Origin of the sequence: Tepidimicrobium xylanilyticum (assembly GCF_900106765.1) — a bacterium.
In the GTDB taxonomy this organism is placed as follows: Bacteria; Bacillota; Clostridia; order Tissierellales; family Tepidimicrobiaceae; genus Tepidimicrobium; species Tepidimicrobium xylanilyticum.
Map to the genome: position 1 here is coordinate 436,096 of NZ_FNNG01000001.1, position 16,670 is coordinate 452,765.

Annotated in this window: 12 protein-coding genes; 1 reads left to right on the forward strand and 11 read right to left on the reverse strand. The window is 33.7% G+C overall.

Annotated elements, in window-relative coordinates; genetic code table 11:
• Positions 1-4: 4 nt before the first annotated feature.
• Positions 5-1,606 (reverse strand): dihydroorotase, encoded by a 1,602-nt coding sequence (locus BLV68_RS01950; RefSeq protein WP_093750309.1) that lies wholly within the window; start codon positions 1,604-1,606, stop codon positions 5-7.
• A 305-nt stretch (positions 1,607-1,911) separates the two neighbouring features.
• Positions 1,912-3,267 (reverse strand): uracil-xanthine permease family protein, encoded by a 1,356-nt coding sequence (locus BLV68_RS01955; RefSeq protein WP_093750311.1) that lies wholly within the window; start codon positions 3,265-3,267, stop codon positions 1,912-1,914.
• A 625-nt stretch (positions 3,268-3,892) separates the two neighbouring features.
• On the opposite strand from BLV68_RS01955, the gene BLV68_RS01960 reads away from it, so the two are divergent.
• Positions 3,893-4,588: a cyclase family protein gene (locus BLV68_RS01960; RefSeq protein WP_093750313.1), complete on the forward strand. Its 696-nt coding sequence runs from the start codon at positions 3,893-3,895 to the stop codon at positions 4,586-4,588.
• Between the two features lie 118 nt (positions 4,589-4,706).
• Here BLV68_RS01960 and BLV68_RS01965 read toward each other — a convergent pair whose 3' ends face one another.
• The 9 genes from BLV68_RS01965 to BLV68_RS02005 form a co-directional block, all read right to left on the reverse strand.
• Positions 4,707-6,371 carry a PucR family transcriptional regulator gene (locus tag BLV68_RS01965; protein ID WP_093750315.1) on the reverse strand — a complete coding sequence of 555 codons (1,665 nt, stop codon included), beginning with the start codon at positions 6,369-6,371 and terminating at the stop codon, positions 4,707-4,709.
• A 58-nt stretch (positions 6,372-6,429) separates the two neighbouring features.
• On the reverse strand, positions 6,430-7,704 hold the full coding sequence (gene guaD / locus BLV68_RS01970; RefSeq protein ID WP_093750317.1) for a guanine deaminase: 1,275 nt from the start codon (positions 7,702-7,704) through the stop codon (positions 6,430-6,432).
• A gap of 135 nt (positions 7,705-7,839) precedes the next feature.
• The gene (locus BLV68_RS01975) at positions 7,840-9,957 is read right to left on the reverse strand and encodes a methyl-accepting chemotaxis protein (protein ID WP_159428581.1); all 2,118 of its coding nucleotides are present in this window, start codon (positions 9,955-9,957) and stop codon (positions 7,840-7,842) included.
• Positions 9,958-10,117: 160 nt separating this feature from the next.
• Positions 10,118-11,482 carry a GTP pyrophosphokinase gene (locus BLV68_RS01980; protein ID WP_093750321.1) on the reverse strand — a complete coding sequence of 455 codons (1,365 nt, stop codon included), beginning with the start codon at positions 11,480-11,482 and terminating at the stop codon, positions 10,118-10,120.
• 99 nt (positions 11,483-11,581) lie between these two features.
• The gene (locus BLV68_RS01985) at positions 11,582-12,472 is read right to left on the reverse strand and encodes a cell division protein FtsX (protein ID WP_093750323.1); all 891 of its coding nucleotides are present in this window, start codon (positions 12,470-12,472) and stop codon (positions 11,582-11,584) included.
• Positions 12,465-13,148 (reverse strand): cell division ATP-binding protein FtsE, encoded by a 684-nt coding sequence (locus BLV68_RS01990; RefSeq protein WP_093750325.1) that lies wholly within the window; start codon positions 13,146-13,148, stop codon positions 12,465-12,467. The genes BLV68_RS01985 and BLV68_RS01990 overlap by 8 nt, the downstream gene beginning before the upstream one ends.
• 20 nt (positions 13,149-13,168) lie before the next feature.
• Complete coding sequence (locus BLV68_RS01995) at positions 13,169-14,287, reverse strand: coiled-coil domain-containing protein (RefSeq protein ID WP_093750327.1); 1,119 nt, start codon at positions 14,285-14,287, stop codon at positions 13,169-13,171.
• A gap of 122 nt (positions 14,288-14,409) precedes the next feature.
• On the reverse strand, positions 14,410-15,372 hold the full coding sequence (locus BLV68_RS02000) for a S66 peptidase family protein (RefSeq protein WP_234949803.1): 963 nt from the start codon (positions 15,370-15,372) through the stop codon (positions 14,410-14,412).
• Positions 15,373-15,458: 86 nt separating this feature from the next.
• On the reverse strand, positions 15,459-16,661 hold the full coding sequence (locus tag BLV68_RS02005) for a hypothetical protein (protein ID WP_093750329.1): 1,203 nt from the start codon (positions 16,659-16,661) through the stop codon (positions 15,459-15,461).
• Between the last annotated feature and the right edge of the window lie 9 nt (positions 16,662-16,670).

Sequence of the window (16,670 nt, forward strand, 5' to 3'; positions counted from 1 at the left end):
TTTATTAATAGGTTATAGTTCTTGGTAGAACTTGAATGCTTTGTCTCTTAACAAATTTCCCAAATCCTGGTCTAACCTTAATGCCTTTAATTCCTCTAATATGTTGATCTATCAATTCAGGATGTTCTTTCCTATAGCTCTTTTCATATTCTTGGCTGTGTAGATTTGGAAACTCTTTAAATATTTCTGAATATCTTTCTTCTACGCCTTCAGGATACTTGTGAACAATTCTTTGTAATTCTTCGTCGCTTAAATCCTTCAAGGTGCTGCCTTCCACATCTTCAAATACCAAATGACCTCTAACTATGGTCTTAACTACCTTTCCTTTTAACTCCATTCCTTCTAATGGTGTATACCCACACATGGAAGCTTGGTCTTTAAGGTCGATAGTCCATCTTTTTTCTAAATCTATGATGGTAAAGTCAGCATCTGAACCAATATGCATTGCACCCTTCTTTGGATATAATCCGTAGTGCTTAGCTGCATTAGTACTTAATATATCCACCATCTTGGACAAGGAAATTCTTCCCTTGTTATATCCTTCACTAACTATAATTGGCACCATAGTTTCTACTCCTGGTATCCCGGGGAAAGCAGTCCAGATGTTCATGCCCTTCTTATGCTTTTCACTTTCTATTTCATAAGGAGCATGGTCAGTAGCTATAAAATCTACGCTTCCATTATTTAAGCCTTCCCATAGCATTTCGTTATCCTTCTTTTCCCTTAAAGGTGGAGCAATTTTAGCTAATGGACCGTACTTAGTCATAGCTTCTTGATAATTTAATGTTAGATAATGAGGACAAGTTTCACTAGTTACATTCAATCCTCTAGCTTTAGCTTCTCCTACCAATTTAGCTCCAATTCCTGTACTCATGTGGACTATATGAAGTCTAGCACCTGTATCCTCAGCAAAGCTAATACCTAATTGAATGGCAACCTTTTCCGCTAGTTCCATTCTAGCTTCTGCCCAAGCAGGTCCGTCCATTCTACCTTCCCTTTGGAATTTCTTTACAAAATAGTCACACATAGCAAAGTTTTCAGCATGAATTCCTATTGGAAGCCCAGTTTCTGCTACAGCTTTAAAGGCTTCATACATTTCCGGATCAGAAACCCTCGGATAAGTTGGAACGGAAGGTGTCATATATACTTTAAAAGCTACGGCTCCAAAATCTGCCTGCTCTTTTACATTGTGTAACCAACCTTCTCTTACGTCTTCTCCAGTTACTCCTCCCCACATAGCATAATCTACTAGGGCTTGAGGTTCTACTAATTCGATTTTCAACTTCAACTGTTCAACACTTCTAGCCGATGGAACGGAGCAACAAGGCATATCTATAACAGTTGTAATACCGCCTCTTGCTGCTGCAGCCGAACCAGTTAGGAAATTCTCCCTATGTGGGAACCCCTGATACATGAAATGAGTATGAGAATCTATACAACCAGGTAGTGTTAAGTGACCGTTAGCATCTATGACCTCTTTAGCTTCTATGCCAACCACATTGTCTAAAAATCCAGCAATCTTTTCGTCTTTTACCAGTATATTGGTGATAACGGTATCATCTCCTTGTGGAATCCTGGCATTTTTAATAATTACATCATATACCACAATATATCCCTCCTATTATTTTTTTATTTCCCAGTAATATATTATCATGGAGAAAAAAAATATACCTTGTTGATGTTTGATAAAAATGTATTTTCTATTTATACATTTAAATTAATTTTTTGTAAGTTTTTAATGATATCTATTTTAAGTCTATTATTAATTTATTCACAATCCATCTAATAAATAGCTTCCCTAGAAAGATGAAGTATTCAACTTGTCACAAACTACTTAGAAATTTTCTTTCAAGATAAACTAATTCTTAAACCATTTCACTTTGTTAAGTTCTAAAAGTTCCGTTTTGTATCTTAATCTATAATTTCACTTACTGTATGTTGAGGACTTTCTTTTAATACCAAGCTAAGCAATAAAGCTACAATTGTACCAGCTGAAATTCCTGAGCCAAATAAACTACCTAGAATTCCAGGAAGTTGCTCAACAACTTCAGGTCTAAAAGTAACCCCTAATCCTATTCCTAAAGCACTTGCAATAATTAATATGTTTCTATTATTAAGTTCAACTTGTAACAAAGTTTTAACACCTGAAACTGTAATTGTACCAAACATTAATATACTAGCACCACCAAGAACACATGAAGGCATGATAGATATAATTGTTGAAAATTTAGGGCAAAGACTCATGAAAATTAGTAATAAACCCGTAACAATACCTATATGTTTTGATGCACATTTAGTAAGTGGGATTAACCCTACATTTTGGCTAAAGGATTGCACTGGACCTGAACCAATAAATGGACTTAGGAAAGAACCCACTGCATCAGCTCTAACACCTGCAACCATATCTTCATCTGTCATACTAGTTCCTGTAACTTGACCAAGTGTCTCCATAACCCCTACGGTTTCTATAATTGTAACCAAATATCCTGCTAGGAATGGAACAACATATTTAAGTTCAAAATTAATTCCAAAGGGCAGTATTTTAGGTAATTGAATCCAGTCAGCTTCTGCTACTTGTGAGAAATCAACAAGCCCCATCGGAATACAAATTATATATCCTATTACAATCCCAATTAAAACAGCAGCTGTACTGATCATTCCTTTTCCATAAAGGTTTAATAATAATACTAGAACAAATACAATTACAGCAACTAGCAAATATTTCACATCTCCATAGTTTGGATTACCTACCCCACCAGCAACCCAGTCAAAAGCTACTGGCATCATAGACATTCCCATAAGTGAGATAACAGTACCTGTTACTGTTGGTGTAAATATTTTCATCAAAGGTTTTACAAAGAAGCTTAGGATAAATTCAAATATTGCTCCTAATACTGTTGCACCAAAATAAGCTGGTAATCCTCCTCCCATAGTATTGATAACTATATTAGCAGGTGGCACAAATCCAAAATCTGTTCCCATAACTGTTGGAAGTCCTACACCAATACGGAATTTTTTTGGTCCAATTCCTGCTGATTGTATTATAGATGTAATACCAGATGCAAGTAATCCTGCTGATATTAAAAAAGCTGTCTCAACAACATTGCATCCTGCAATTCCTGCAATAATCAAAGGCACTGCAACAATACCACCAAAAGATGTTAAAATATTTTGGAATCCTAAAATAATAGAAGTAAAAAACCCAGGTTTATCATGCACATCATAAAGTAACCCTAATTGTGATTTATCAACAACTTTATTTTCCAATTATTTTCACCTCTCATTTTTTGGTTGAACACTAATATGATATTTTCATCTATATTTCCCAGCTTGCATATCCAGTAGTTAAATAAATCAAGCTATTAGTATCACCCCTTGCTTTCTCTAATCTTTACTAGTTATTAGGCCCAATAACTAAGATAAATAGATTTTTATATTTAATTGGCTTGATTCCCTATTATAAGCATTGTCTATACCTATAAAAAGGGAAGTTGTACCAATTTTAGCTAAATTGTTGGGAACGTTTGCTGGTATGCTGTAATAGCAATGTTAAATATTTGATTGTTTATTATTAAACAATCTAGGTGAAATTTAAAAGGTTGTCCGCATTATTTATCATAAAATAAAATACAACCAACTATTATTACTTATGTAAATATTTGCAAAATTCATTTTTTACAATGATTTTTAAATTCTTTGTAAGTATGTTAGCATATTATTTTAAAATAAACCTTGTAGATATCCTATAAAAAATATTTATAAACTAATAAGTCAAACCTATATTTTGTTATAACTTTTAATAATTTTGTGGACTTTATATATATTATTTTTTTACGATAAGAGTATATAATTTACATAACACTATAATGAATGGAAGGAGGAAAGAGTAAATATGAGTCTAAAACTAATAGATCTATCCCAAGAAATCTATGAAGGCATGTCCATATTTCCAATGCACCAAAGAACCTTTATAATGACCAATATGACCCATGAAGAAAATATGAAGATGACTGGAAGCCCAACAGTAGGCTTTTCTGCTAGAAACCTATTAATATCGGAACACTGTGGAACCCATAGCGATGGAGTGTCAGAATTTAAACCTGGAGGTCCTACTATCGACAAAATGCCCTTAGAATATTTTTGGGGTAGTGCTATATGTCTCGATGTAAGCCACGTAAGATATCCTAATTACATAGAACCAAAAGATTTAGAAGAAGCTGAAAGAAGGTCGGGACAAAAGATTATGAAGGGAGATATAGTGCTACTTTATACAGGCCATCATGACAGAACCTTCGGAACTGATAAATTCCAAACGGAATATACGGGCCTAAGCTATGAAGGAGCTAAATGGCTAGCAGAAAAAGGTGTAGTAAACATTGGAGTAGACGCTCCTGCCATAGATTTAACTCCAGACGACATTAGATTCTCAGGTCATTTAGTTTGCGGTGAATATAATATAACGAATACGGAAAACCTTTGCAATCTAGATAAGCTTGTAAACAAAAGATTCTTATACTTCGGACTACCTTTAAAAATAAGAGACGGCTCTGGCTCGCCAATAAGAGCAGTAGCACTTGTGGAAGAGTAGTTTTTTCAATGCACCATTAATTAAGGGTCTCGCTATTGGGTCTCTTCGCCAACCGAAGGTCACTATAAAGGCCCAATAACTAGACCCTAACAACCGTGAATTGTGTACTATGAATTGCCTATAGTAATTCTCTAATCTTCAAGGCTATTTCCAAATTTAGCCTATCACTTGGATCCTCTAAGTCCATTCCTGTAATTTCTTTTATTCTATTTACCCTATATAATATGGTATTGTAATGGGTGTAAAGGTATTCGGACATGCGGGTTAAGTTACCATTAAACTTAAAATAGGCTTCAAGAGTTTTTACCAATTCGGTAGATTTCTTTTCATCATAATCTACAAGCGGTTTCAGCGTAGTATTGTAGAAATCCTCCAATTCATCCGTTAAAAAATCCTGACATAATATTTTGAAAATGCCCAGCTCATTAAATGTAATAATCTCCTTACTAGTAAGGGCCTTCCCTGTTCTTATAGCCTTCAGTGCATCAGAAAAACTTTTGTTCACCTTATCCAAGCCCTTATATGCTCTACCTACTCCTATTCTTATCTCCATATTCTTGTATCTTTCCTTCAATGCATTATGGAGTCTTTTATTAAAATTCTTAATTCTTTCCTCTACATGGCATAACTCGCTAAAACCTAATAGTATCTGAATTCCATTTAATTTAGTAGAAACTATTCCCTTTAAATTCAAATAATCCATTATCTCTTCTGCCATCATCACTACGCTATTAACATAATCCTTTAAGTACTCAAAATAGTATTCATCATCTTCATCATCAAATTGTAATTTAAAGCTCATTACCTCTGTTACATAGTAATCATTAGGGAGCAAATTGAAATAGTGAGCCCTCTCTAAGGCTTTCCTTTTTCTCTTAGAATCTGCAGAAATTAAATCCTCAAAAAATTCAGACCTATATCTGATTTCCACTTCTCTAACGGACAATTCCTGTAATACTGCCAAAGCTATAGTGGTAGAAGCAGATTCTATAATTGATAAGTCAAAGCCCCCTAAAGGGGAGCTTATTGACCAAGTGAATATATGCCCATAAACGTTATTCTTAAGTACAATGGGCATCACCATTCTAGTGACAAATTTACCGCTTATTAAAATCCTATCCTCATCTAATTTTTTCAATTCACTTCTACCATCTTTGGAGCCATAAAAGCCTTTCATATCCTCTAGAAGTTCTTCAACAATCCCATCATCTAAATCATCGAATTGGGTAAAAATCTCATTAGAATGTTTTAAATTTAAAACTACCGGATTTCTAACATTTTCATGAACTACTTGCACTACTTGACCTATCCCCTGACCTTCTAACATTACTTCCATAAATCGTTCATGAACCCTTTCTATCCTTTCCAGCAAGGAAGCTTGTTTGTTAAATATTTCCTTAAATATTTCCATCATTACATCTGATAAGGGGATTGAATAGTGAATATCTATTATAGGAAAGTTTAGTCTTTCTGCATAATTGATTACTTCATTTGGAAGAGCATCTAGATAGGGTAGAATTTTTATGCCTATACCTGCTAATTTCTTATCGGAGGCTTCTTTAATCAATCTTTTCTGAGCTTTTATATCGTCCTTTTTGAAAAAATAAGCTGTAGTTAATAAGAATTCACCTGGCTGTACCCAATCGAATATATCTGGGTCTGCCATAATATTAACCCTAGTTATGGTATTTTTAATACCCTTAAACCCTGCAATCATCTTACAATTTTTCATTACCTCTAATCCCAGCATATCCTCTATACTGATACCATTTTTTCTAGACATAGTATACCTACCTTTTACTATTCTTTTCAAAAATTATATCATAGTAGGAATACTCTGTCTACATAGGCTTTTCTACCCTTTTTCCATCCACATATCTTTCTACAATATTTCTATCATCGCCTATATAAATGAATCTTTGTAATCTATCTTCAAGAGATAGTCCATCCATATGACCAAGATCAGAATCATCAATCACTAATGCATCCAGAGCATAACCTTCCTCAAAACTACCAACCTTACCAAAGAAACTACCTCCACCCTTAGTAGCTAGGAAAAAGGCTTCAGAGCTAGTAAGAGGTTTTAATTCCTTATTGGTTTCCAACCATTTCATCTTAGAAGCTTGAATGGCTGCAACCATAACACTTGGCATGCTTAAACTATGTCCACCAGAAACATCAGAACCTAAACCTACAGGTATCCCTTTATCCAAGAATTTTCTTACAGGCATAATTCCACTAGATAGATTGTAGTTAGAATGAGGACAGTGAGCAGCATAGACTTGGTTCTTTTCCATTAGATCCAACTCATTCTCCGTATTATATATACAGTGGGCCATTATTGTCTTTGTCTGTCCAAATAGATTATAGGCATTGTAAACGGAAGCATAATCCTTAAACTCTGGATGTAAACTTTTAACCCATTCTACCTCATCAGTATTTTCGCTTAGATGGGACTGAACAGGAATATCGTACCTAATAGCTAAATCCCCTAACCCTTTCATCAGTTTTTCAGTACAACTAGGCACAAATCTGGGAGTAATTATAGGTTTTACTAGGGAAGATTTATCATTATATTCCTTTATTATTTCCTCCGTATCCTCCAATGACTTTTCCGTATCTTCAGACAGTTCGGGGATTGTATTTCTATCCATATTGACCTTTCCTACATATGCCCTTAAATTTGAATCAATAAATAAGTCCATTAACAGTTTAGTACCTTCCTTATGAATGCTGCTGTATACTATCGAGCTAGTAGTTCCCTTTCTCCACAAATCATAAATAAGCCTTCTATAAACTTTTTCTGCATACTCTAAATCATTATACTTGGCTTCTTCTGGGAATGTATAGGTATTTAACCAAGGGATAAGTTCCTTATCCAAGCCTAAGCCCAAATTAGGATATTGAGGTGCATGAAGATGTATATCCACAAATCCCGGTATAATCAACTTATCCGTATATTCTTTGACAGGGTAGTTTTTATATTCTTCTTTCAATTCTTTAAATATACCTACTACCTTACCATCCTCTACAACAAGATAATGATCTTTATAGGTTTTAAAGGCATCCTTATTTGGAGTAAAAACTATATCCCCTTTCAATGCAATTGAGCTCATTATATCACCCCTTATAAATTGAAAAGCAAGAATTTTCTATTATATTATAATACTGACTTGGAAGAAAATATATGTAGAACTTGCACAAATGAAAGAGTTCCCCCATACTTGGAAATGATAGGGGAACTCTTCTTTCTATAATTTTATATTTTGAACTAATGCTTCTAATCCTTCTGCTAGACTAGCTAAGTTTTCTGTAGAAGATGCAATCTCTTCCATAGATGCCATCTGTTCTTGAGAAGCTCCAGATGCATTTTGAATTTGAGCTGATATATTCTTACTCATATTCTCTATAGTACCAGAAGACTCTGTCAAAGACGTCATGTGCCCTTCTACATTACTAACTGCTGCAGCAACTTCTTTTATACTAACAGCTATTTGAAGTATAGAACTAGCTATTTCATCAAATGCTTTTTTAGCTTCATTAACACCTATTACTCCAGCTTCAACTTCTTCACTATTTAAATCCATCTTCTTATTGGCCTCTTCTATTAATTGGTTGTTACTTTCAATTATACCATATATTTCTTCAGTAGACTTTCTAGTTTCTTCCGCCAATTTTCTAATCTCATCAGCTACTACAGCAAAACCTCTTCCATATTCCCCTGCACGGGCTGCCTCTATAGCTGCATTTAGAGCTAATAAATTAGTTTGTTCAGCAATACTTTCGATGATTTCTAACATTTGGTTCATCTTGCTAGAACTCAATGTAATATCGTTCAATGATATTTTAACGCTATGGGTACTATTTTCTATATTAGCCATCTGAGTTATTACATCATCTATTTTTTCTTTTCCTAAGTTTGTTTTTTCAAATACATTCTTACTATTGCTTTCTGCATCATGAATCTGATTGGATACATAATTCATTTGCGTTGATATTTCATTTATAGAGGAGCTAATGTTTAATATCTCTTCTAACTGCTTTTGAGAATTCTCAGCAATATCATTGCTATTTTCAGCAATACTTGTTGCAGCAGCAGTAGATTCTTCAGATATAGCTGCCAACTCTTCAGAAGATGATGCAACCTGGATAGAAGAATCCCTTATCTCTTTAACTATATTCCGTAGATTATCTACTACAATTTGAATGGAGGAGGCCATTTTACCTAATTCATCTTTACGTTTTAAAGCCTTTTCACTTATATTAGAGCTTAAATCTAGCTCAGATAGTTTATTACAATAATCTGTTACCAAATTAATAGGTTTCGTAATACTTTTACTAATTATTAATGCGAAAACAGAACCCAATATAATAGCGAATGCCAATATAATTACAGTTAAATTTTTCAAAGAATCTAATTCCTTCAAAACTTCAGCCTCATCAATGGTAACAACTAAAGTCCAATTTTTTGATTTAATTGGAGCATATCCTATATGAATTGATTTACCTTCGCTAACATACTTTCCGCTTCCATTTTGACCTTTACGGATATTGCCATATATTTCATCTATTTCTACTTTAGAAGACTCATCTATCCGTTGTTCTAAAGCTGAAAAGTTGATGGGTGCATGGTAATAGTCTGCATTTTCAGTGCTGCTACCTATTATAGTAGGATGAGCAATTATATCCACTACTTCGTTTAGTATATAAGCAACGCCCGTCTCACCAATTACTATATTTTCTACAATGCCATAAAGCTCATCTGCACTCTTGTAACCAAGTATAACGCCTACAATTTCACCATTATATACTAAAGGCGATGAGATAACTACTTCATTTTTGCCAGTGAAACTATTTCTAATCGGTTGAGAAAAATATGTATCGCCTTGTTTAGCCCTTTCAAAATACTTAGTTCCCTTAATATTACTCTCAACCAATGAGTCTAATACTAAGTTACCTTCTAAATCTACCAACCCAATACTGCTTAACCCAAGCCTCTCTTTCTCAGATTTTAATATTTCAAACTTTTCTTCTACAGGAACATTTGGGTTAGATATACTGCTTAAATGACCCAAAATTTCAAGGTTCTTATTATAGCTTCTTATTTGATTATCTACAATAGTTGCCGTATCAGTAGCCTTATGGAGTAGTAAATTCTCTGCAGATTTTATTAACCGCCTTTCTGAAATAATATATGATATGCTAGTTTGTATGAATACTATGCATACCAAAACAATAATAGTAGATATGCTTATCCTATTACCTATGCTACTAGATTTGAAAAGTTTGCGAGTGCGTTTTTGCTTAGGCCTCTTTTTCAAAAATTGCAAACCTATCTTCTTGGTTCTTTTTTTAAATATTTTGCCCATACTTACCATCTCCTTTGCATGTCAACTATTATATTTAGTAGTTTTCCTAACCTAAATATATTTCGACATATTTTAACAAAGTCCTGCCTGTTTTTAAAAAATAGGACCATAATTTGTATATTTTAATTAAACAATATAAATAGGCCATGTATCACATGGCCTATTTATAATTGTCAAACTTCATAGCTAGCTCATCAGTAAAATATTTGATATTTTCCTTCCATGTCTCGTAATTCATAATCTTATTTAATGTAATATTGATCTTTCTATTCATACATTCTATATTATCATCATTGATAAACTCTATTTCCCTGTTTTTAATGAAACTATCTGCTACCAAATCCATTATATATTCTATTATCTCTTCCCTTTCCTCCTTAGTAAACTTACTGTTCAACGTTTGGTTATTTTCCAAATTCTTGTAAAAGCGATTTCTTAAGAATTTCAGGAATCCTTCAAACTCCTCTGCATTATTCCCTACCCCTAGCTGGAATATTATCTTGAAAAATAAATTCCACTTAAAATCCTTATTGATTATCTCTAAAATAGCTTCTCCAATCTTCTTGCAAAAGCTATCCTCATATTGAATATCCCTTTCAAACTCTATGAGTCTATCTATATATATTTCATTCTCCTTTATTTTATAGAGCCTTTCTAAAACCTTTAAAAATTCTTCGTCGTAACTTTTGTCTGGGGCCTCCTTTAAGCCATTTTTCCTTAAAACATAGGATACTATTACATCGCAGGACTTCCTATAATCTACAACAAATCCAAACTCCTCTTTGGTCTTTTCTGAATAGATTTCATATATTATTTTAGAAAGGATAGATTCCAATTGTTCCCTTCTTTTATCTACATTATATTCATCTATATCCTTTAAATGATTATACAGAATCATAAGCTGTCTATCTATCATGCTTAAATTTTCCTTTAAAGAATGCATTATATCCTTAAAAAGTTCCTCTGTAATCAAATATTTGTAGTTCTTATATAATACCTTATGCTCTACTTCCCCCCAAAATACGTTTACAAGAGATTTGATCTGTAATTCGAATTTTATGGTCCTTTTTTCCTTTATATATTTCCCCTCGATCTTATATATGCCAAAACCGTTTTTCTGTAGCCTAGGTTGTTTTCCGTCTAATCTGAGAAGTATATTGGGCTTTTCCTCATTATAATAATAGCCTTCTTCCCCTAGTTTATTAAATATTTTAAACAGCTTATTATATACTTGCTCCTCATCTTCAATAAATCTGCACTCTATCCTAATTCCAATTAAATCCGTCAAGTTTTCTACAAGTTCCTCAGGCGATTGGTATTTTAAATAAAAATTGTTCCTAAATATCTTTTCCTTCAAGCTCATGGATGATTTGACCCTTGAGCTAACATTTAATATGTTGTCTAAGTCCAAAAATTTCTCCTTAAAAAAATACTCCAATTCCCTGTTTCCATCCTCTAGTAAATCTCTCATCCCATCAACTATAGTAACGGTATCATCAATAAAATCAAATATCTCTAAACGCATTTTTTGGCCCCCTTAAAATATGTTTTCAAATTAGCCTGCCTATAATATTATACCACAAAAATAACCAACTACATTCTAGTTGGTTATTAGGAATAAATATTAATTTTTTTCATTATGCTTAGCTAGCCCAAATAAGCTTCCTAGTACTCCTAAAATTCCGCTTATAGTTATAATAAATATTCCCACTGGAAGGATTAGTCTATCCTTAGTTGGTAAAGGCATAAAGGTCAGTGTAGTTGAAAGCTTTGAATAACCCAAATTAACCGTCAAGCTAAGGAGCAGACAAGCAATTAACCCACCTATCAAAGTTAGAAACAGGCCTTCCAATAAAAAGGGAAATCCAATAAACGTATCTGGTGCCCCCAATAGTTCTAAGGTATTAATTTGGTCCCTGTTATTATAAATCCCTTGTCTAATTATATGGGATACTACTATTAAAGTGGAAACTCCAATGGCAACTATGGCCAATACTCCAATTACCTTCAATATAATTAAAATTCGCTGTAACCTATCTATAATATTCTTATTGTCGCGGATATAATCTATATTTTTTATAAACTCCAATTTAGCCAAAATGGAATCCACCTCTTCAATATGGATCTTAACCTCAATAAAAGGAGTAAAAGGATTTTCATCAAACAATTCTAAAATATGAGCTTCTTTCCCCAATATTTCTGCCATTCTATTATAGGCTTCCTTTTCGCTAACTAATGTTACATGGCTAACTCCATCTATTTTTTCAATATCCTCCATTAAAAATTTAATCTCATCCTCTTTTAACTGAAGGTCAAAATAGACGTTTATCTCTGCCTCACTTTCCACTATTTCAATAATATAATTGCTAACCCTCCACCCTAGAAGAACTAATGATAGAATAAAAAATATTAATCCAATGCTTATTATAGAAAATAGGTTGGAGAAGAAATCTATTTTAAATAAGGTCTTGGATTCCTTCAAAAAATACACTAAATTATAAATTTTTTTACTCATATCCCAGTTCCTCCCGTCTCTCCAACTCAATATTTCCTCTCTCTATCTGAATAAAAATCCCTTCTTTTTTATCCTTTATTAAATGGGTTGCATGGGTGGTAATTATTACTGTGGTTGATTCATCTCTAAGGGAGGTAAGAATATCCATAATATTTAAAGCATTGTCAATATCTAAATTTCCTGTAGGTTCATCAGCCAAAATCAATTTGGGCCTTCTGGCAATGGCCCTCGCTATTGCAATCCTTTGACCTTCTCCCCAAGAAAGGTTGTCCACTAACGAATCCCTTTTATGTATTAAACCAACCTTTTCCAGAGCCCTCTTGCTGTTTTCTTCCATCTCTTTGGGAGTAAAATCTAAAAATCTCATTCCCAATACTATATTTTCAAAGGCAGTTCTTCCCCTTATTAGTTTAAATTCTTGAAATACAGGTCCTATATTTCTCCTAAGCTTTCTTATATTATGCCTTTCCTCCTTTTTCATAGCTTGTCCCATTACCATTAAATGGCCTTTAGTCGGATATTCCATGCCCATTAATAGTTTTAATAAACTGGTCTTTCCCGAACCGCTATGGCCGGTAATATAAACTATTTCCCCTGCTCCAATATGTAAATTTACATTTTTTAAAGCCCTAGTCCCATCCCCATAAACTAAATCCACATTATTGGCTTCTATCATATGAAACCCTCCTATCAAAATCAAAACATATTTATTTCAACAGTCAATTCTAAATATCCCTCCATAACCTTTATAGATTTTATACCATTTTTCCCTAATATAGGGCTAATATCTAATAAAAAATATCCTTCTTCAAAGAATCTATCGATGGTTCCCCTATTAAGCAAAAACCCGTAGAAATTTCCTTCCTCCACTTGAAGCTGCAAGGTTTGTCCATCCAATATTAAAAAATTCCCCTTAAGGAGTAAATTTTCCTCTGGAAACTCCATCTCAATAAGATCTTGATGAAAATGGATTATTATATGGGGTAAATTGTCATTAGATTGGAGTATTTTATTAAATGTATCCTCATATATTATGGCCTTTATCCCCTCCAAGTTAAGTTTCAATTCTAGCTCCTCTTCTGGTAAATTCCCACCTCTTATAATATGAGTAAACTCCTTTGTAGCATTTTGAATTAACAGGGTTAAGTCTTCAATCATTTTCAATATAATACCAAGCTGTTCTTCATAGTACTGTCTGTTCTCATTTAAGGATGCCAGATGGGCTTCTAGTTCTTTTATTTTGCTCTCTCTTTCCTCTAAGGTTTTAGCTAAATCCCCTTCCTTCTCCTGTAAAAGATTAAGTTTTTCATCCAGATTCATTTTTTCTGCGGTCAACTCATCCCTAATCTGTTGAATAAAATCCAATAATTCACCAGTGTTCTTAGTTAAATCCCTTAATATATTAACCCTCCTAAGTAAACTGGTTATATTATCTGCATCCAATATTACTTGAATGTAAGAAATAGGCCCCATCCTCTGATAGGATCTCAACACTTCTTTTAAAATATCCAACTTATCTTCATAGTTTTTAGTTTCTTCCTCTATCCTATCCTCTAAGTTTTCAATTACTTTTTTCATATTTTCTATGTCCAATTGAATGCTTTCCTTCTGCCTTTCCAATTCTTCAATTTCCTGAACTTGGGTAAATAGCAATCCTAAAATCTCCCTTTCCTCTTCGGAAATATCAAATAATTTACCCTCAATATCCTCTATAGAATCCTCCTCCACTGCTTTTTCAGCGGAAATGAATATGGTGTTCATTAGTATTAACCCTACTAATACTAGCACTTTTACTCTATACCTTCCCCTTTGCATATCCCCACCTCTTTTCCTTTTACTATTATATTAGACATAGAATTCTTTTTTCCTTCCTTTTTAAGCAAAATAAAATATCGGATCAGGTGTCATATTTACCTATTATCCGATATTTCATTAAATTATAATATAGGCCGTTCCAACAATATCAATTCCTTCTTATCTGCATCCAACCTTGCCCTTATTCCTAAGGGGATGGTTATTACAGGTTCACAATGGCCTGCTTCTAAATTGGTTATGGTTGGTTTATTTAAGGGCTTTATTATATCATCTATTACCTGTTCTAAGTTTAGGGTATTGTCATATTCAGAACTTTTAGTATCACAATCTTTAAAATCTCCTAAAATAATTCCTGCAACCTCCTCTAGTTTTTTTGAAAGCATCAACTGGGTAAGCATTCTATCTACTGAATAAGGTTCTTCTCCTATTTCTTCAATCAATAGGATTTTTCCCCTAGTATCTATCTCATAGGGAGTTCCTATAGTAGCAGCTATTAATGATAAATTGCCTCCTATTATTCTCCCTTCTGCCACTCCTCCGTTAAGAGTTTTTATATCCTTCGTTGGATTCACTATATTAGGCTGAAAATCTCCATCTAATATGGAGTTTAATAGGCTCTCTCTAGAAAAATCCCCAAACCCTTCCACCATATCAGAAGCAGCCATAGGGCCATGGAAGGTTATTAAGTTTGACAATTGGTTAAAAGCAATATGTAAAGCAGTTATATCGCTATATCCAATAAATACTTTCGGATTTCTTCTAATCATTTCATAATCCAATAAGTCTAGAATTCGAGGAGTTCCATAACCTCCTCTTAAACATATGATGCCATGGATTTTTTCATTCTTAAACATATTGTTTAAGTCCCTAGCCCTTAATTCATCAGAGCCAGCCAGATAACCATAGTTTTCGTAGCAGCTTTCTCCCATAACCACATTAAACCCCAATTGTTTAAGTTTTTTATAGGCTAATTCCAACTTTTCTTTAGTTGTTGGACTAGCAGGTGCAACCACTCCCAGAGTAGCTCCCAACTTTAATCCCTTTGGCTTTATCATAGCCGCTAAATCAAAACCCTTATTCCCCAATATATATATCCCTCCCTATTTAAACTTAGAAATATTATACCATAACATTAATATAAAGTAGAAAACCAGTCTAAAAGACTGGTTTTCTAAAACCAAGGAAGTACCTTTATTATAACCGATACTACTATGGTTGTAACTCCCATGGACGTAACATTTCCTATGGTAGGATGATATCCATCTGGAAGTTTATCACAAACATATTCTGCTAAAGGAGGCCCTATTATTCCTCCCAATATACCTGCTATTGCAGCAACCCCTACTGATGAACCAAACATTAAAACACAAGCAGGCCCAACGCTTACCACTGGTACATAGGTACCATACCATCCTTTCTCCACATATTTGTCAAAGTATAAAAATACTCCTACTGCTGATCCTATAAATTGGGACAGTATAATGGCTGGTATTGTTCCCGACCCATAGGCACCATGATTCATATTAAGTATCCAATCCAAGGAAGCTCCTATTATGACCAGTAGCCCTGCTATTTCGTTCCCATAAAATTGAGCTTCAGAAAAATCTGCTAAGACCCTTCTTACAAACCATTGAGGTCCTTCCATTTCTTTTAAAACTTCTTCTTGAGATTTTTCCTTTCTATTATAAGGTTTAGATGGCATCTTTTCCATCCATGGTAACGCTTTACATATAGCACAAATCAACAGTCCAGTAATGGCCATTGTAAATACGTTGGATACTACTCCTGGCACATCTAGTACGGGTATAATATAATTGCTAATCCACATGGCTACTGGAAATCCCATTATTCCTCCAAGTATAGAGCTAGTAAATAATGCTTTTATATTGGGGCCATAAAGTAGCATTATTGCTGGTGGAGCACCTACTACTGTTATGAAGGTTGGCAACCAAGTATATTCCCCCACATTAAAAAATCTAGTATAGTTTAAAACGAATACTGCAATAAATAAGGAAAGTAACTGGGAAGCCAATACCCAAGGCCACAAGTTGGAACCATAAGATACATCAAACCCTCTAAATTTAGAATTCTTAACATCTAATCTCCAAGCTATAAATCCTCCTATTATTATTCCTAAGGAAGCAAAGAATCCTGCATAAAATTGGGCTTCTGTAAAATTCATAATATACCATATAAGTTTATACAGTGGATTATTACCTGCGTTAGCTACGATTATATTGTAATCTAGCCAACCGCTGGCAATATTAATATTATTCAAAACAAAATAAATAATAAAACCAATTCCGACAGATATTATAAGCCCTGTTACTGAACCCTTACTATATTTTTTTACTTTGGATTTGGTATTTACCATATCTATCCT

Excerpts from the sequence above, each read along its gene's own strand:
- BLV68_RS01960 (WP_093750313.1), top strand. The coding sequence starts at position 3,893 with ATGAGTCTAAAACTAATAGATCTATCCCAAGAAATCTATGAAGGCATG.
- BLV68_RS01965 (WP_093750315.1), bottom strand. The coding sequence starts at position 6,371 with ATGTCTAGAAAAAATGGTATCAGTATAGAGGATATGCTGGGATTAGAG.
- guaD (WP_093750317.1), bottom strand. The coding sequence starts at position 7,704 with ATGAGCTCAATTGCATTGAAAGGGGATATAGTTTTTACTCCAAATAAG.
- BLV68_RS01975 (WP_159428581.1), bottom strand. The coding sequence starts at position 9,957 with ATGGGCAAAATATTTAAAAAAAGAACCAAGAAGATAGGTTTGCAATTT.
- BLV68_RS01980 (WP_093750321.1), bottom strand. The coding sequence starts at position 11,482 with ATGCGTTTAGAGATATTTGATTTTATTGATGATACCGTTACTATAGTT.
- BLV68_RS01985 (WP_093750323.1), bottom strand. The coding sequence starts at position 12,472 with ATGAGTAAAAAAATTTATAATTTAGTGTATTTTTTGAAGGAATCCAAG.
- BLV68_RS01990 (WP_093750325.1), bottom strand. The coding sequence starts at position 13,148 with ATGATAGAAGCCAATAATGTGGATTTAGTTTATGGGGATGGGACTAGG.
- BLV68_RS01995 (WP_093750327.1), bottom strand. The coding sequence starts at position 14,287 with ATGCAAAGGGGAAGGTATAGAGTAAAAGTGCTAGTATTAGTAGGGTTA.
- BLV68_RS02005 (WP_093750329.1), bottom strand. The coding sequence starts at position 16,661 with ATGGTAAATACCAAATCCAAAGTAAAAAAATATAGTAAGGGTTCAGTA.